Raw genomic sequence first — 17515 nt, forward strand, 5'->3', positions numbered from 1 at the left:
ACCCGTCTTGTCTCAGTCTGCCTTGAGGGCCATTTCAGTTTCGCCGTCGAACAGGTGCGTACGCTCCTGGTCGAACTCGAGCCAGATCTGCTCGTCAGGTGCGACGGCGACGTTGGGGGACACGCTGATGTTGACGATGGCGCCGGAGAGGAACGCCTGCACGAAGGTGACGTCTCCGGTTGGTTCCACCGTATAGGCCTTGGCCGGAATGGCACCAGGGGCCGCGCTCTTGTGCAGCTTGATCGTCGAGTGTCGCGCACCGAGCACCACCTTCTTGGTCGTCGCTCCCTGGACCTTGCGCGCGTTGTGCTGCGACAGCTCGAGGTTCCAGCCTTCCGCGCTGGTCAGCACGGTGTTGCCGTTTGCCGTCGATGCCTCCAGCGGAATAAGGCTCATCGCCGGGCTGCCGATGAAGCTGGCGACGAACATGTTCACCGGGTGGGCAAAGACCTGCGCCGGGGAATCGTATTGCTGCAGGTAGCCGCCGTTCATCACCGCCATCTTGTCGGCCATGGTCACGGCTTCAAGCTGATCGTGCGTCACATAGATGATCGTCGCCTTGAGGTCCTGGTGGAAGCGCTTGATCTCCGACCGCATCTGCACGCGCAGTTTGGCGTCGAGGTTGGAGAGCGGCTCGTCCATGAGGAATACCGCCGGATCGCGAACGAGGGCGCGGCCCAGGGCCACGCGCTGCTGTTGCCCACCCGAAAGTTCGCGCGGCTTGCGCTCGAGCAGATGCGTCATGTCGAGCACCCGCGCCGCTTCCTTGACCTTCCTGTCGATCTCGTCCCTGGGCAGTTTGCGCATCTGCAGCGGGAACGCCAGGTTCTTGTAGACCGATTTCTGCGGGTAGAGCGCGTAGTTCTGGAACACCATCGCGATGTCCCGGTCCTTGGGGTCGAGGTCGTTGACCAACCGTTCCCCGATGACGATATCGCCCGATGTGATCGGGGTCAGCCCCGCCACGAGATTGAGCGTGGTTGTCTTGCCGCAGCCTGAAGGACCGACGAGTGCTACGAATTCGCCGTCATTGACCGTCAGCGAAACGTTGTTGACAGCTTTGAAGCTGCCATAGGTCTTGACGAGATCTTTGAGGACCACGTGGGCCATTGGCAACTCCCTAGGCCATGATGCCGAAAAGTGTGAAGCGGTTTTCGGACGACGTCATGCTCTATCTCTTTGATTTAGAGCCGGATTCAGATTTCAGGTCGAACAGACCTGAAATCATCCGGCTCTAGTGCTTGACCGCGCCTTCTGTAAGGGCGCGTACGAAGTATCGTTGCAGGACGAGGAACAGCACCACGACGGGCACGCTCATCATGAAGCTGGCCGCCATCAGGCCCGGAAAGTCTGTCGTATTCTCCGAGAAGAAGCGCTGGATGCCGACCGGCAGGGTCAACTGGTCGTTCTTGGAGAGAAAGGTGTAGGCGTAGATGTACTCGTTCCACGCGCCGATGAAGGAATAGATCGCGGTGGCGATGATCCCCGGCGTCGAAAGCGGCATCACGATCAAAATGAAGGCCTGAAACCGCGTTGCGCCATCGATGCGCGCCGCCTGCTCGAGCTGCACCGGGATGTTGTCGTAGAAGCCCTTGAGCAGCCAGATCGCCAGCGGCAGCCCGAAGGTGAGATAGGTGAGAACCAGCGAGCCATGCGTGTTTACCAGGCCGATCGCGCGCATCAGGATGAAGAGCGGCACGAGAAAGATCACCGCCGGGAACATGTTGCGCAGCAGCACGGCGAAGAACAGGAAGTTTCGGCCGGGGAAACTGAAGCGCGAAAACGCGTAGGCCGCGGGGACGGCCACGATCACCGAAAGGATTGTCGTGACGGTCGACACGAAAAGACTGTTCCAGAAGAAGCGGAGGAAGTCCTGGCCGACGCTGTTCTGCGGATCGAGCAGCTTCTGGTAGCTGGCAAGCGTAGGCTCGTCCGGCCACCATTGCGGCGGGAATTGCGTCGCCGCGAACCCGGACTTGATCGAGGTGATCAGCATCCAGATCATCGGCAACGCGGTGTAAAGCAGCATGAACAGGAGGAAGACGCGTCCCGCCCATTGCCATCCGTCGACGCTGCGGCGACGGGTCTGCCCTCGAGAGGTTGTCTCGGCAATCGTGCTCATGCGCTCCCCTCTTTCCGATCGTTGCCGCTCAGCGCACGGACGTAGAAGTAGCCCAGCGTCATCAGGATGAGGAACAGGAGCACCGAATAGGCTGATGCGACGCCCCAGCGCTGCCGGCCGAAGGCGAGCTCATAAATATGGGTTATCCAGATATGCGATGCGTTCGACGGTCCGCCGCCGGTCATGATCCAGGGGATGATGAAGGAATTGAAGTTGGCCACTGCGAGCAGCAGGATCGTCACCACCGAGACGTTACGCAGGTGCGGGAAGGTGACGTGCCAGAAGCGCTGCCATGCACTGGCTCCGTCGACTCTTGCGGCGCGCAGCAACTGGTCGGGCACTGTCTGCAGGCCGGCCATCATCATGATCATGGCAAACGGAAACTCGCGCCAGATATTGACGACGATCAGGGAGGGCAGCACCGTGCTGACGTTGTCGATGAAATTCGGCGGCCGGTCGGCCAATCCGAGGCCGACCAACACCGCGCCGATGATCCCGAAGTCCGAATGGTAGATCCACTTCCAGATATAGGAAGCGGCGACCGCGCTGATGACCCAGGGAATGATCAGGATAGCGCGCAAGACACCACGGCCGATAAAGTCGCGGTGGAGCGCCAGCGCCGTGGCAAACCCCAGGACAAAGGCGATGAAAGTGGACCCCAGTGTCCAGATCAGAGTGTTCCAGGTGACTTTCCAGAACACCCCGCTGGTGAGGATGGCCGTGTAGTTGTCGAAGCCGATGAAGGTCTTGTCGCGGAGCTGCAGGCCAGGCGGCGTCTTAAAGAACGACAGCTCGATCGTGTAGTAGATCGGATAGGCGATGACGATGAGCATCACGGCGATCGCAGGCAGCACGTACGCGTAGTCCGCGCGATGCTCCCAGATCTTCCGCAGCGCCCCGGACCAGCCGGATTGCAATCTTCGGCGAGCCTCGGCCTTGCCGGTCACGATCGTCACTGTGGCGTGCCCCTATTCTTCGGAACGAACCGGCCGCGCTAACGGCGCAGCCGGTCAAGATCGCAGGTCAGGCTTGGACTAGAGTCCGCCCATCAGGTCCTTCACCTTCTGGGCCGCGTCGTCGGCTGCCTGGTCGACGGTCATCGCCCCGGTCAGGGCATTCTGCAGCATGTCCGGGACAATGATGTTCATGATCTCGGGGGACTGCGGCAGCGCGGGGAACGGGATGCCGTATGGCAGCATCGAGGTCGTGACGTCGAGGAACTTGATGTTGTCCAGACGTTCCTTCATCCATTTGGTCTTGAAGCCGTTAAGGTTGCCCGGGTTCGAGCCGGCGTACGCCATCTTCAGCGACCATTCGGGGCTCGTCCACATGCAGATGATCGCCTTTGCAGCCGGCTCGTCCACCTTGCCGCCCTCGACATATTCGGGCTTCAGGATGTGGATGTTCGAGCCGCCGAACACGACGGCGCGCTTGCCGTCGGGGCCTGTCGGAATGAGGCCGTAGCGCATATTGTCGATGACGGTCTGCGCCTTCTCCTTGTCGGCGCCCGTCGCCTTCGCCTGCAGGTCGAGCATGACGTTGTAGTCGGACGGGTGCGAGATCATCATGCCGAGCTGGCCGGCGACGAACAGGGGCTGGTTATCGGCCTGCTGGTTGGTGAGCGCCGAAACCGGAACCGACTTGTCGCGAACATACATGTCGTACGAGGCTTGCAGCGCCGCCTTGCTCTGCGGGCTATCGAGCTCGACCTGCTCATAGGTCGGGTTCGCCGTCGCTTCGTCGAAGACGCCGCCGCCATAGGCCCACAACTGCGGCATGAAGCGGTACGGCGTATTGCCGGCATTCTTGCGGGCCACGAGGCCGTAGCCGGCAATGCCGAGCTTGTCGTGGATCTGTTTGGAATACTTGATGACGTCGTCCCAGGTTGCCGGGGCCTTGTCCGGATCGAGCCCCGCACGCTTGAAGATGTCGGCGTTCCAGATGAACGCCATCGTCTCGTTGTTGGTCGGAATACCGTAGGTCACTCCGTCCCATGTGACAGCCTTCATGGCGCCGGGCCAGAAATCCTCGGTCGAATACCCCACATCCTCGGGCTTCAGCGGCTGCAGATAGCCCTTTGAGGCGAACTCGGTGCCACCGAGGATTTGCAGCCGGACCGCCATCGGCGCGGCATTGCCCAGAAGCGCCGTGCGGAACTTGTCGAGAAGATCGTTATAGGTGAGGGCTTGATCCTCGAGCTGGATGTTCGGGTACGTCTTGCGGAAGGTCTCGAAGAAATCCTTGTAGTACTGGCGCAGGAGGTCGGGGTCGCCCTCGAACACGCCCTGATACCAGAAAGTCAGTCGCCCCTTGTAGTCGAGCGGGGTGACCTTGGCGCAATCGGCCGCCGTGTCAAAATCCTGTGTGCCCGCGATGGAGCGCACATATTCCGGCGACCACTTGCTCAGGTCGACCGGCGCCGCACCCAGCGCCGGTGCGGACATCAACGATGCCACTAAAGCAGTCGAGACAGTGCCGCGCAGGACGGCACCGCCGAGCGTAATCCTCGTCATAGGTATCCTCCAGGTTTCTCTCCCATGCCGCTCTGCATCGAGGCGAGCGGTCTTTGCTCGTCGACCGCGGGACGGTTTCCAATCAATGTATCCCTTCGAGCGCTTCGTACGTTTTCAGATCGTAGATTTCATGTCAACGCGATAAATCGTACATTGTTTGTGGAAACCGTGCGTGGTATCGAACAAAGTGTGTATTAATTTGGGGAGCTGGCCTTGGCCGAAACGAGCGCTTTCAAAGCAGAGCCACCCGAGGGGATTGACCCCATCGGGGCCTCCAGCGAAGGCGCCTCGCTTTATGAACTGATCAGGGAAGACATCATTGAGGGACGGCTCGCCGCCAACGAACGGCTTGTGGTCACCGATCTCGCCCGGCGTCATGGCACCTCGACCAACCCCGTGCGCGAGGCCCTGCAGCTGTTACGCGGGGAGGGCTTTGTCACCTTTGTCGCCAATCGTGGGGCGCGTGTCCGACCCATAGACCAGGATTTTGTCCGGGACATCTATGAGATCGGCGTGCTGATCGAGCCAGCCCTGACGCGATGGTTTGTAAATATGGCTACGGGCGAGGACATCGCCGAACTCGAACGTCTCCAGGGCCTGATCGAAGAGAACAACTTCGCCGACATAGTCAGGCACAGTGAACTGGATACCGCTTTCCACACCGTGATGTACCAGCGCCACTACAACCGCCATGCCGCCGAGCTTTGGTGGAAGCATCGCGAAGTGCTGCGAGCCGTGAGCCGGCGTTTCAGTTTCACGCTCGCACGGCGCGCAGCGATCATGCGCGAGCACCGCGAACTCATCGCGCACGTAAAGGCGGGAAATGCCGACGAGGCAGCCGACCTCATCTCCCGCCATGTCGAGGGTTCCGGCCGGCATGTCCTCGAACAGATGCGCGCGCGCAACGCAGCTCGAGCCGGATAGTCAATCTGGAACATCGTTAGCCTGACCATTCAGATAGAGGTTGTTGAGATGAAAATCACGAGCATTCGGCCGTGGCTGATCAAGTCCGATGCTTCCTATTGGGGAGAGTATCTGTTCGTCGAAGTGACGACCGACGAGGGGGTGAGCGGCTGGGGAGAGATCACCACCACGACAAGGCTCGCCAACCGCGCTCTCTGCACGATCCTGCGGCAGATCGGTGTCGCCGTGACAGGCGAGGATCCAGCGCGTATCGAGCATCTCTGGCACAAGATTTTCCGCAGCTTCACCTACATGGGCAGCCGCGGAGCCGCCGTCGAATGCGTGAGCGCCATCGATATAGCCCTCTGGGACATCCGCGGCAAAGTTCTCGGTAAGCCGATTTACGAGCTGCTGGGCGGACCGGTCCGCGATGAAATCGCGCTCTACACCCATCCCAACCAGCGCAAGTTTACCAGCAAGGAGGGCGTGATCGCTGAGATCAGGGATATCGTCGGGTCCGGACACACTGCGCTCAAGTTCGATCCTTTTCCCCATCAGGGCCGCACTCCGGATGGCCTGTCGCGCGAACAGCGCGACGGCTATCTCGATGGCAGCATGACCCGCAAGGACGAACGCGAAGCGGCCGAACTGACGGCACTCATCCGCGAAACGGCGGGGCCAGATGTTGACATCCTCATCGATGCGCATGGCCGCTTCGACGTTCCCACCGCCATACGCCTGTGTCGGAGCCTTGAGGAAGCCGGCCAGATCGACTGGTTTGAGGAGCCTTGCCCGCCGGAGAGCCTCAACGCCCTCAAGCAGGTGCGAGAAAAGGTCAGTGCCGCCATCTCGTGGGGCGAGCGCGGCCACACGAAGTGGGATTTCGTGCCGGTACTCGAAAACAAGCTCGCCGACTACATCATGCCTGACGTCACCTGGACCGGCGGCATTACCGAACTCAAGAAGATTTCCGCCCTATGCGAAGCCTACTACATCCCGGTCTCGCCGCATGACGCCGCCGGGCCGATCAACGTGGTTGCGGGAGCGCAGGTGATGATGACCGTTCCCAATTTCTACAAACTCGAAACGTCGGAATGGAACCTTGGCAAATACGATCACCTCATCGACAGACCGCTCGACGTTTCGGACGGCAGCCTCAAGCTGACATCGAAGCCTGGTCTCGGCGTTGAGATGAATCGCGAGTACCTGCAAGCCCACGAGATTGAGCTGGGCTAATTTATGCCTGCCCACGAGCCCAGCTGACCAGAACGAGGACTGATCATGCCAAAAACGGATGGGGCCGACGAGGCGCTCAATCGGGTGAACACGGACTCCAAGCCGTCCGAGCTTCGCATCACCGACATGCGGGTCGCCGAAATCGTCGGCGCGCCGTTCACCTCGGCGCTGCTCAAGATTTACACCAACCAGGGAATCGTCGGGCTTGGTGAGGTGCGCGACGGCGCCAGCGCCACCTACGCGCTGATGCTGAAAAGCCGGCTGCTTGGCGAGAACCCTTGCGACATCGATCGCCTGTTTCGCCGTATCAAGCAGTTCGGCGGGCACGGCCGGCAAGGCGGTGGCGTCTCCGCGGTGGAAATCGCATTGTGGGATCTCGCCGGCAAGGCCTATGGCGTCCCGATCTACCAGATGCTCGGCGGCAAGTTTCGCGATCATGTGCGCGTCTATTGCGACACCGACGCCGAAAAACCGAGCGGCACCGAAACCGGAAAGCGCCTCAAGGAGCGCATGAACCGCGGTTTCACCTTCCTCAAGATGGATCTGGGCTTGATGCAGATCGCCCATGTCCCGGGCGCCGTGGCCGCGCCCGCCGGCGCGCTCGAAGGGTTTCACACCAATCCACGCGGCCGTGGCGGCGCGCTCGAGGAGCGCAAGGCGCGCAATCTCGCCTACGATGCGCAGAACGTGCAGCACCCGTTCACGGGCCTGCATTTCACCGAAAAGGGTATCGACCTGCTCGAGCAGTATATCCACGAGGTCCGCGAGGTGATCGGATACGAGATCCCGCTCGCCATCGACCATGTCGGTCACATCTCGCTGCAAGACGGCATCCGTCTCGCCCGGCGGATCGAGAAATATGCACCGGCCTGGCTCGAGGACGTGATCCCCTGGCAGTACACCGAGCAGTATCGGCAGTTGCAGCAGGCTACGTCCGTGCCGATCTGCACGGGTGAGGACATCTACCTCAAGGAAGGTTTCGAGCCGCTGCTCAACTCAGGTATCTCGGTCATCCATCCGGACTTGCTGACCACCGGCGGCATCCTCGAGACCAAGAAGATCGGCGACATGGCGCAGGACCACGGTGTCGCCATGGCGATCCACATGGCGGAAAGCCCGATCGCCGCAATGGCCGCGGCGCATGTGGCGACCGCGACCGAGAACTTCATGGCGCTTGAATACCACTCCGCCGATGTCGACTGGTGGGACGACATCGTCACGGGTCTCCCCAAGCCGCTCGTCAAGGATGGCTTCATCACCGTTTCGGACAAGCCGGGGCTGGGCATAGACGACGTGGTCGATGAGGTGATCTCGCGGCACCTGCAACCGGGTGTCACGGGGATATGGCAATCCACCGAGCATTGGGACAATGAATATAGCTGGGACCGGACCTGGAGTTAGCCCAGACATCCTTGCCCTCATCCCCAGGCTCACGGGGCCAACGACCGACCATTCGTGTCGACCTCTCGAAAGCAGAGGCGAAGAAAGAAACGGACGAAACCATGATCTACGAACTGCGTATCTATGACTGCCTGCCGGGCAGGCTGCCGGCTTTGCTCAAGCGCTTTTCCGAACAAACGCTGGCCATCTGGGAGAGGCATGGCATCCGCCAAGCCGGGTTTTTCACCACGGCGATCGGCGAAAACAACAATCGCCTCACCTATTTCCTCGCCTGGGAATCGCTGGCCGAGCGCGAGGCCAAATGGACGGCTTTCGTCACCGATCCAGTGTGGCATAGGGCCCGCGACGAGTCTGAGCGCGACGGGCAGATCGTTGCCAATATAAGCAGCCAGCTGCTCACGCCGACAGCTTTCTCGTCCGTGAAATAAGACTGCGCCATGAAGATCACAGACCTGCGCTGTGCCGTTATCGGCAAACACCCCATCGTCCGCATCGTTACCGACGAGGGTCTCTATGGCCTGGGCGAGGTCGAGTTCACCAAGACCTACCTCAAGCCTTGGGTGCTGCATTTCCGCGAGGCGCTGATCGGCGAGGATCCGACCGACGTCGAGCGGGTGATGCTGAAGATCCGCCAACGCGGCTCTTTCAAGCCCTATGGCGCGGCGGTCAGCGCTATCGAGCATGCGCTGTGGGACATTGCCGGCAAGGCCGCAGGCGTGCCGGCCTACAAGCTGCTCGGCGGCAAGGTGCGCGACAAGGTGCGCGTCTATAATGGCTCGATCCGCCAGAAACGCACGGGCGACCGGCCAGAGGACTACGCCGCCGACGTGAAATGGATGATGGAGCAGCCGCAGAACTTCTTCATGATCAAGCAGGGAATCTCATTTCACTCCAACATGAAGGACACCATCGAGGGCTTCCATTACGGCGTGACGCAGAAGAAGGCAGGCTATCACGGTGCCATGGATCAGGGCGTGATCAGCGAGCGCGGTTTCAATCACATGCTCGACTGTGTGGCCGCGATGAAGGAAGTGCTGGGCGACAAGGTTAGCCTGGCGCTCGACTGCGGCCCGGGCTGGATGCTGCCCGATGCGATCAAGTTCGCTCGCGCGGTCGAAAAGTACAATTTGATGTGGCTCGAGGACATGCTGACCGGCGACTACGTGCCGTGGGTCAACCCACAGGCCTACCGGGAACTGACCACCTCCACCTCGACGCCGATCCATACCGGTGAGCAGATCTACCTGCGGCACAATTTCAAGGAGCTGATCGAGACGCAGGCGGTACGCGTCATCGGCCCCGATCCTGCCGATATCGGCGGCATAGCCGAGCTCAAATGGGTCGCCGAGCACGCCTATATGCACTCGATCCTGATGGCGCCGCACGGCACCGCGAACGGCCTGCTCGGTCTCGGCGCGCTGATCAATGTGTGCGCCACCTTGCCCGCCAATTACGTGGCGTTCGAATATCCCAGCGCCTCGGACCCGTGGTGGAACGACATCGTTATTGGCCTGCCCAAGCAGGTGGTGAAGGATTCGATGATCGATCTGCTCGAAGCCCCCGGGCTCGGCCTCGACATCGACGCCCAAGGCGCCAAGAAGTATCTGCTGGAGGAGGACACGGGGTTTTTCGACTGATTGAGCGGGCTACGATGCCGGCGCCCGGCCGCTGGGCGCAAAGGCGTTATTGCCGGCTGCGTCTTTGCCCCTGGCGAACGTCGATAGATTGCGTTTGAGCCGCCATGAGTGCCGGCGGTATCGCGGCAGGCAGGGCTAGCGGCGGTCGTTGGCAATCAGTTTCGTCAGGCAATCACCCGCCTGGCTCCCAGGCACGCCGAGATCCCTGACACTGTCCATGTGGTTGCGGTTCGTGAGAACAAGCGAGGTTACCGGCGAACCCTGCCGCAGCAGGTTCTCCTTGAATCGATCTGCCTGCTGATGGAAGGGCGGCGTCTCATTGGCTCCGACCAGAACCGTCGCCTTGGTTTGAGGATCATGCCGATAGGCAAGAGGTGTGAACATGGCGACTTCCTCATCGGTGATTCCAATCTCGTTGGCGAGAAAGGAGTTCTGGAGCGGTTTCAAATCATAGAGCCCGCCGAGTAGAAGAGCTGCCCGCACATTCGCGGGGGCGTTTTCGCTGTTGAACAGAAACGTTGCAAGATGTGCCCCTGCCGAATGACCGCTGACAGTCAGGTCCGCCGGGTTTCCGCCATGATCGGCGATGTTGGCCAGGACCCACCGCTTGGCGCGGCGCACCTGGTCGACGATGGTGGCCATCCTCACGGCAGGCATCAGAGCGTAGTCGACGATGACCGCGATCGCCCCGGCGCGAGTCACCGTGTCGGCGACGTAGGAAAAGTCGCGTTTGGAGAACATCCTCCAGTAGCCGCCATGGATGAACATGTGCACCGGCAGGCGGTCGCGGTCGCCTTCCGGAAAGAACAGGTCGACGGTTTCGGTGGTATCGGAACCGTAGGCGACGTTTGCGAGCATGGGGATTTTCGCCCTGGTTTCCGCGCTGCGGCGGACAATCCCGGCGACGATCTCATCGAACTCGGCCACATGATCGCGAATGCGGAACGGATCTTTTTGCATGGCTGTCTGCTCAGATGGTCACAGCGATGTACTTCGCCTCCATGAACTCGGCAATGCCGTGCTTTTGACCACCTTCGCGGCCCAGTCCGCTCTGCTTGACCCCGCCAAAAGGCGCTGCGGGGTCCGACATCAGGCCGCGATTCAACGCGATCATGCCCGACTCGATCTTCGATGCCACGCGCATTCCCCTGGCAAGGTCACGAGTGTAGATGTAGGCGGCAAGGCCATACTCGGTGTCGTTGGCCTTCGAGATCACTTCCGCCTCGCTGTCGAAGCGTATGATCGGAGCCACCGGACCGAATATCTCCTGGCGGGCCATGACGGCGTCAGCGGACACGTCGCGAAGCACCGTCGGCGGGTAGAAGTAGCCTTTGCCTTCGGCGATCGTCCCTCCGCACAGAACCTTGGCCCCACGGGCAACTGCGTCCTGGACGAGCCGATTGATCTTGTCCACGGCCTTCCTGGTGATCATCGGGCCGCATTCGGTTTCCGAGTGTGTGCCAGGACCAACGTGGAGGGCAGCCATGCGTTTGCGCAATCCATCCGTGAAGGCATCATGGATGCCGGCCTGCACGTAAAGTCGATTGGCGGCCGTGCAGGCTTCACCGGCGTTGCGCATCTTGGCGACCATCGCACCATCGAGCGCTGCTTCCAGGTCGGCGTCGTCGAAGACGATGAACGGTGCGTTGCCGCCAAGCTCCATGGAACAGGAGATGACGTGTTTTGCGGCCTCGGCCAGGAGCACGCGGCCGATGCCGGTCGAGCCGGTGAATGACAGTTTTCGCACTCGGGGGTCGGCCAGCATGGCGGCCGTCACCGGCCCGGGGTTCGAGGTCGTCAGGACGTTGACGACGCCAGGCGGCACGCCGGCTTCCTCATAGAGCGCTGCAAGCGCATAGGCCGTCAGCGGCGTCTCGCTGGCGGGCTTCAAGATCACGGTGCAGCCTGCTGCGAGCGCCGGAGCGATTTTGCGTGTCGCCATGGCGGCGGGGAAATTCCATGGCGTGATAAGCACGCAGATGCCAATAGGCTGGTAATCAACGACGATCCGGTTCGCGCCAGAGGGTGCGAGGCCGAACTCGCCGCTGATGCGGACCGCCTCCTCTGCGTTCCAGCGAAAAAACTCCGCCGCGTATGCGACTTCGCCGCGCGCATCGCGCAGCGCCTTGCCGTTCTCCAGCGAGATAAGCGCCGCCAACGTCTCCGCCCGTTCGGTCATCAGTTCGAAGCAGCGCCGGAGGATTTCCGAACGCCTGCGTGGCGGTGTTTCGCGCCAACCGGCCGCTGCCCCTGCAGCCGCGTCGACGGCGAGGGCAGCGTCCGCGAGCGTGGCATCGGGTACCGCTGCGATCACCGCCTCGGTCGATGGATCGATCACTTCGATCACACGGCCATCCGACGAGGGCTGCCAACGGCCACCAATGTAGAGACCATGGGAAAACGTGGCGTAGTCGGACGTACTTTCATCCTCATCGAATATATATGCGGAAATGTTCATTGGGCGAACTCCTGTCGCATCGTGGCAGCGGCCATGTCACCGTCGTAAGCGGCTCTGACCAGTCTTCGCATCGCGGTGAGGTCGAATGGGCGGGGATTGTTCTTGATCAGCCGGTCGATGCCGAGCGCCTGCTCGGCCGTCCAGTCGATCTTGTCCTCGGGAAGGCCCAGTTCGGCCAATGTCGGCGTGATGCCGATGGCGCCGAACAGCCGGCTCACCTCCCGAATGGTGGCGTGGGCCAATGCATCGGCGTCGCCGTCGCTCTGCTGGGGCAGGCCGAGCGCGGTGCCGACTTCGGCAATGTCTGCGGCCGCGGCGGGGAGGTTGTAGCTCATCACATAGGGCAAGGTGGTGGCGACGCCCAGACCATGCGGAGTATGGGTGAGGGCGCCGACCGGATATTGCACCGCATGCGCGGCGGCCGTCCCAGCCGTGCCAAAGGCGCAACCGGCGACCAGCGCTCCCATCATCACGTCGGCGCGTGCAGTCTCGTCCGATCCGTCTCGATATGCCTTTTCGAGACTGCGGCCCAGCAGCCTGATGGCCAGGAGGGCGAAATGATCGGTCAGAGCGCTCTTGCCGACGAAGACATGCTGTTGCGGCAAATTGTAATCGGCGCCGCGTTTGGCCGCCGTGAAGGCCTCGATTGCGTGCGTCAGCGCGTCGGCGCCGGCGATCGCTGTCAGTGAAGGGGGACATGTCGCCGTCAGGTCCGGGTCGCAAAGCGCCACGGCGGCGATGAGATGAGGGCTCGATATACCCACTTTCAGTGTCCGCTCCGGGTCGGAGATCACGGCGACGGGGGTTACCTCGGAGCCTGTCCCCGCCGTTGTCGGCACTGCGATCACGGGAAGGGTAGGGCCTGGTACCTTGAACTCGCCATAGTAATCCTGAAGCCTGCCGCCATGGCTGAGCAGAAGTGCTGCGCATTTGGCCATGTCGAGGCAACTGCCCCCGCCGATGCCGATCACCATATCCGGCTTGAAATCCTTCGCCTGCGCAATGCAGGCCGCGACGCTGTCGCGTGGCACATCCGGCAGTGTTCGGTCGTAGACCAACGTGTCTATGGCGGCGGCGCGCAAGCCAGCAAGAATCTCGGCAAACTCCGATGTCGTCGCGAAACGCTCATCGGTGCAGACGAACGCGCGCCTCCCGTACCTGGCTGCAATGGCAGGCAGCGCACGGCGCTGGCCTTTGCCGAACAGAATTTCGCGCGGCAGGCGCGCCACTGCAAACAAGGTCATGCACAGGATCCTTCAAGGGCCGATTGGGAGCCATGAGAACGGGTTTCGTTCCAGGGGCCGGCCTCGACGCTTCCGCTCATTCTCACGCGATGCCTTATAAAATCGTATAGGATATAGTATTGAATTGCGCGAAGCATCGTGTTAGTGGGTGCTTCTGTCAAGAGGCAAACGATGCAGAACCCGGACCTGACGGTTGACAATGAGGCCCGCCCGACCGGCCGCATCCAGCGCGCCAACAGTCTGGCTGGCGACGTTTATGAGGCAATCTTCGCGCAATTGATGTCGTTGCGGATTGCTCCGGGATCGCGCATCACCGTCGACAATCTCGTGAAGGAATTCGACGTCTCGCATACGCCCATCCGTGAAGCGCTTGGCCGGCTGGAGGGCGAGGGCCTGGTGGTGAAGACCCACCTGATCGGCTATCGGGCCGCGCCGCAAATAACCCGCCGGCGCTTTGACGAGCTTTACGAACTGCGCCTGTTGCTTGAACCTGCTGCCGCGGCCAAAGCCACCGCCACGCTGGACGACGAGCGCCTAGCCGTGCTGCAGGAGGCGGCTGGCGTCATGGCCCGGCGGGTGGGAAAAGACGAGCGCCTGCGCTATTCGAACTTCGCCCGCCAGGATGCGATCTTCCACGACAAGATCGTGGAGTTCGCCCAGAACGAACTCATTCGCGAAACGCTGAACCACCAGCATACCCACTTCCATATCTTCCGACTGATGTATCACTCGCGGGTGACTGAAGAGGCGCTAGACGAGCACGAGGCGATTCTCGCTGCCTTGTCCGCGGGCGATCCGGCCGCCGCCGAAAAGGCCATGCGTGTGCACATCGAGAATTCGCGGGACCGGCTCCTGCCTGCGTTCGAGTAGCCATTGCGATGTCGCTTTTCCGGGACGCCGTCGAGCTCGACGCGGCGCTGATCACCCAGGCCGACACTGAGGAATATTGTCTCCCCGAGACCCGTTCCATCCCGATTTCGATCCCCTGGAAGGCAAGGCGCGCCGTGTGCCTTGCCCTGCCACAAGCCGAGAGGAAGACCCATGCCAGGCAAAAAGATCTTGATGCTGACCGGTGAGTTCACCGAGGAATATGAAATCTTCGTCTATCAGCAGGCGATGGAAGCGGTGGGCCATACCGTCCACGTCGTGTGCCCCGACAAAAACGCCGGAGACTTGATCAAGACATCGCTGCACGATTTTGAGGGCGATCAGACCTACACTGAAAAGCCCGGTCACAATGCGCTGATCAACAAGACCTTTTCCGACGCTGAGAAGCAGCTGAGCCAATACGACGCTGTCTACTGCGCCGGCGGTCGTGGCCCCGAATACATCCGCACCGACAAGCGGGTGCAGGCGATGGTGCGTCATTTTCATGAGTCCAAAAAGCCGATCTTCACGATCTGCCATGGCGTCCAGATTCTAATTGCGGTCGACGGCGTCGTCCGTGGCAAGAAGGTGGCTGCGCTCGCGGCTTGCGAGCCAGAGGTGACGCTTGCCGGCGGCACTTACATCAACCTATCCCCCACCGATGCCTATGTGGATGGGACGATGGTTTCGGCCAAAGGTTGGACGGCGCTTGCGGCGTTCATCCGCGAATGCCTGAAGGTGCTGGGAACGGAAATCCGCCACGCTTGAGCCTTTCGCCTCGACGCATTCCTGAGGGGATGCGTCGGTTCCCTCAATGGCGCGTCAATTTCCGCGATTCATCAAGTCCCCAATCGGCGACCGGGTTGGGCTTGCGGCTTTCGGTAGGGGCGTTCCTTGGGGATCGGCTATGGCGGCGGTCTCGTTGCGCTCTCATGAACTCGCTGGGCGCGTTCGCCAATCATGTTCTTGTCTGAACCCCAGGATCTCGCGCAGCTTTCGATTTGAGATTGGCCCCTCGAATACGTCCATGGAGCGCGTAATTGGCGTGTCGGGCGCATGCTTCTTGAGAAACTCCGCCGTTGGCGTGTCGGCAACGATGTTGTCGTTGACGGCGTTGAAGATCTGGAATCCCAAACCATCCCTCTCGATGCACAGATGCACGATCTGGCCGAGATCGCGCGCGTCCATATATGTCCAGCCGTCGCGCCGCCGTTTTGAGGCGTCCGCCAGGAACTCCGGAAACCGGCCGTAGTCCTGCGGTTCGACAACGCCGCCGATCCTCAGCGCGTAGATGTCGCTCCCTGTGCGCGAAGCGAAGGAACGCGCGATCTTCTCGCCCAGGACTTTGGAAAGGCCATAGCTGTCGGTCGGATCGGTATCGTAGTCCTCCTCCACCGGAAACGATGTGAAGTCGCGTTCGCCTTCGGCAAAACACACGCCATAGACCGTTTCACTGGACGCGGTAATGACCTTGCGGATGCCAAGCTTGGTGGCTGCCTCGATAACATTGTAGGTCGACAGCACATTGGCGGCGAACATGGCGTTGTCCGGCCGCAGGAATATCCGCGGAAGGGCCGCGAAATGGACCACGGCGTCGACCGGGCCGCGGCCTTTTCCGCCGAAATATTCGTTGAACCCGAAATGCAGCGTCAGTGCATTGTAGGTCTCGCCGGCATCCGCAAGGTTGGTGATGACAGTATCCACACCAGGCACATCGAGCGGTGTCAGGTCGAGGTTCAGGACCTTATGCCCGCGTTCGAGCAGGTAGGGAATGACGTGACGGCCGATCTTGCCGCTGCCACCAGTGAAGACGATCCGCTTGCCCATGGTTTCCTCCCAACGGCCTTATTCGTCGAGCGGCAGAAACTTCGCCAAAAGGCATCTCCGCCCAGCGCACGCTATCCGGTCATCCGTTATTCAAAGATGCCGAAGCCAGGCACGGCGTATTTGTGTACGCCGTCCATGTTGAGCTCGACGCCGATGCCTGGCGTGTCGGGTACGACGATGTGGCCATCCTCAACGATCGATTTGGCGCCATCCGGCAGGCGCACATAACTGTCCCACGCTTCCCGCTCTTCGAGGGCATGCCACTCCAGCACGAGGAAGTTTGGAACGCTCGCACAGACATGGCATGTCGCCATCGTGCCGAGCGGTGTCGACACAAGATGTGGTGCGAATGGCACATAATACATTTCAGCGAGATTCGCGATCTTGCGGCTTTCGGCAAGGCCGCCGCATTTCGGCACGTCGGGCATGATGACGTCGGCGCCATAATTCTGGAACAACTCACGAAAGCCCCAGCGCAGGTAAAGATTTTCGCCGACGCAGATCGGCGTCTTGGTTCGCATGCGGATCTGCTTCAGGGCCTCGACGTTCTCGGCTGGAATAGGCTCTTCCAGCCACAGAAGGTTGAACCGCTCCATCTCCGCTGCAACCCGGCTGGCGCTTAGCACATCGTAGCGTGCGTGCAGGTCGATACAAAGATCGATGTCAGGACCAACCGCCTCGCGCACCGCCGCCACGCGCTCCACCATGAAGCGCAGTTCCGCGCCGTTGATGGTGTGGTTCACCGCATCGAACTTTGCTGGATGGTGCAGATTGTCGATGTCGAATTTCAGCGCCGTGAAGCCCTCGGCCACCATACGGCGGGCGCGCGCCGCGCATCCTTCCGGCGATCCCGACACGTCATCGCCGTCGCCGCAATCGGCATAGAGCCTTATCCGGTCGCGAAACTTGCCGCCAAACATGCGATAGAGCGGCTGGCCCGCGGCTTTCGCCGCTACGTCCCACAGCGCCATTTCAAGCCCGGTCAGCGCGATCAGAAAGATACCGGCCTGGGCGCCGGAGAACACATGGTCACGGCGGATCTTGTCCCAGCAATACTCGACGTTGCGCGGATCCTGTCCGATCAGTTCCGACTTCAATTCCGAAATAAGGCCGACGATCGCGGCCGCGCCCGCGTCGGGATTTGCCTCGCCATAGCCGGAGATGCCGGCGTCCGTATCGATACGGATCAGGGTCGCCTTGCCGTGATAGGCGACGACCGCCGTCTTGATGTCCACGATCTTCATCGAACCCTCCCCTTGATGGCGCGCAACGCCTTCAAATTCACGGCATTCACGCTTGAGTAAACT

The 17515-nt window shown here is 61.2% G+C and carries 16 protein-coding genes; 7 read left to right on the forward strand and 9 right to left on the reverse strand.

The window, feature by feature from the left end:
• Positions 1-12: 12 nt before the first annotated feature.
• The 4 genes from CN311_RS08690 to CN311_RS08705 form a co-directional block, all read right to left on the reverse strand.
• Positions 13-1110, reverse strand: coding sequence for an ABC transporter ATP-binding protein (locus tag CN311_RS08690; RefSeq protein ID WP_097572903.1), 1098 nt, complete (start codon positions 1108-1110; stop codon positions 13-15).
• A gap of 124 nt (positions 1111-1234) precedes the next feature.
• Complete coding sequence (locus CN311_RS08695) at positions 1235-2122, reverse strand: carbohydrate ABC transporter permease (RefSeq protein WP_097572904.1); 888 nt, start codon at positions 2120-2122, stop codon at positions 1235-1237.
• The gene (locus CN311_RS08700; protein ID WP_097572905.1) at positions 2119-3078 is read right to left on the reverse strand and encodes a carbohydrate ABC transporter permease; all 960 of its coding nucleotides are present in this window, start codon (positions 3076-3078) and stop codon (positions 2119-2121) included. Before CN311_RS08700 ends, CN311_RS08695 begins: the two co-directional genes overlap by 4 nt.
• Before the next feature lie 78 nt (positions 3079-3156).
• Complete coding sequence (locus CN311_RS08705; RefSeq protein WP_097572906.1) at positions 3157-4635, reverse strand: ABC transporter substrate-binding protein; 1479 nt, start codon at positions 4633-4635, stop codon at positions 3157-3159.
• 213 nt (positions 4636-4848) lie between these two features.
• On the opposite strand from CN311_RS08705, the gene CN311_RS08710 reads away from it, so the two are divergent.
• The 5 genes from CN311_RS08710 (at position 4849) to CN311_RS08730 (ending at position 9812) form a co-directional block, all read left to right on the forward strand.
• Positions 4849-5559, forward strand: coding sequence for a GntR family transcriptional regulator (locus CN311_RS08710; RefSeq protein ID WP_097572907.1), 711 nt, complete (start codon positions 4849-4851; stop codon positions 5557-5559).
• A 48-nt stretch (positions 5560-5607) separates the two neighbouring features.
• Entirely contained in the window at positions 5608-6774 is a 1167-nt protein-coding gene (locus CN311_RS08715) for a mandelate racemase/muconate lactonizing enzyme family protein (RefSeq protein ID WP_097572908.1), read from the forward strand.
• A 45-nt stretch (positions 6775-6819) separates the two neighbouring features.
• A complete protein-coding gene (locus tag CN311_RS08720) occupies positions 6820-8175 on the forward strand; it encodes a mandelate racemase/muconate lactonizing enzyme family protein (RefSeq protein ID WP_097572909.1) in 1356 nt (451 codons plus the stop codon).
• 101 nt (positions 8176-8276) lie between these two features.
• On the forward strand, positions 8277-8603 hold the full coding sequence (locus CN311_RS08725; RefSeq protein ID WP_097572910.1) for an NIPSNAP family protein: 327 nt from the start codon (positions 8277-8279) through the stop codon (positions 8601-8603).
• Positions 8604-8612: 9 nt separating this feature from the next.
• Positions 8613-9812 carry a mandelate racemase/muconate lactonizing enzyme family protein gene (locus tag CN311_RS08730; RefSeq protein WP_097572911.1) on the forward strand — a complete coding sequence of 400 codons (1200 nt, stop codon included), beginning with the start codon at positions 8613-8615 and terminating at the stop codon, positions 9810-9812.
• A gap of 135 nt (positions 9813-9947) precedes the next feature.
• Here the strand turns inward: CN311_RS08730 and CN311_RS08735 are convergent, their stop codons facing one another.
• From CN311_RS08735 to CN311_RS08745, 3 genes are read right to left on the reverse strand one after another with little or no spacing between them, the layout of a single operon-like run.
• Positions 9948-10772, reverse strand: coding sequence for an alpha/beta hydrolase (locus tag CN311_RS08735; RefSeq protein WP_097572912.1), 825 nt, complete (start codon positions 10770-10772; stop codon positions 9948-9950).
• A 10-nt stretch (positions 10773-10782) separates the two neighbouring features.
• Positions 10783-12270, reverse strand: a complete 1488-nt coding sequence (locus CN311_RS08740) for an NAD-dependent succinate-semialdehyde dehydrogenase (RefSeq protein WP_097572913.1) — start codon at positions 12268-12270, stop codon at positions 10783-10785.
• Positions 12267-13514 carry an iron-containing alcohol dehydrogenase gene (locus tag CN311_RS08745; protein ID WP_097572914.1) on the reverse strand — a complete coding sequence of 416 codons (1248 nt, stop codon included), beginning with the start codon at positions 13512-13514 and terminating at the stop codon, positions 12267-12269. The genes CN311_RS08740 and CN311_RS08745 overlap by 4 nt, the downstream gene beginning before the upstream one ends.
• Before the next feature lie 171 nt (positions 13515-13685).
• Between CN311_RS08745 and CN311_RS08750 the strand changes: the two genes are divergently transcribed.
• Together CN311_RS08750 and CN311_RS08755 are read left to right on the forward strand one after the other, a co-directional pair.
• A complete protein-coding gene (locus CN311_RS08750) occupies positions 13686-14384 on the forward strand; it encodes a GntR family transcriptional regulator (RefSeq protein ID WP_097572915.1) in 699 nt (232 codons plus the stop codon).
• Between the two features lie 171 nt (positions 14385-14555).
• The gene (locus tag CN311_RS08755) at positions 14556-15149 is read left to right on the forward strand and encodes a DJ-1/PfpI family protein (protein WP_097572916.1); all 594 of its coding nucleotides are present in this window, start codon (positions 14556-14558) and stop codon (positions 15147-15149) included.
• Between the two features lie 162 nt (positions 15150-15311).
• On the opposite strand, the gene CN311_RS08760 is transcribed toward CN311_RS08755, so the two are convergent.
• Positions 15312-16208: an NAD-dependent epimerase/dehydratase family protein gene (locus CN311_RS08760; RefSeq protein ID WP_097572917.1), complete on the reverse strand. Its 897-nt coding sequence runs from the start codon at positions 16206-16208 to the stop codon at positions 15312-15314.
• A gap of 86 nt (positions 16209-16294) precedes the next feature.
• Positions 16295-17452 (reverse strand): mandelate racemase/muconate lactonizing enzyme family protein, encoded by a 1158-nt coding sequence (locus CN311_RS08765; RefSeq protein ID WP_097572918.1) that lies wholly within the window; start codon positions 17450-17452, stop codon positions 16295-16297.
• Between the last annotated feature and the right edge of the window lie 63 nt (positions 17453-17515).

It is taken from the genome of Mesorhizobium sanjuanii (assembly GCF_002529485.1).
In the GTDB taxonomy this organism is placed as follows: Bacteria; Pseudomonadota; Alphaproteobacteria; order Rhizobiales; family Rhizobiaceae; genus Mesorhizobium; species Mesorhizobium sanjuanii.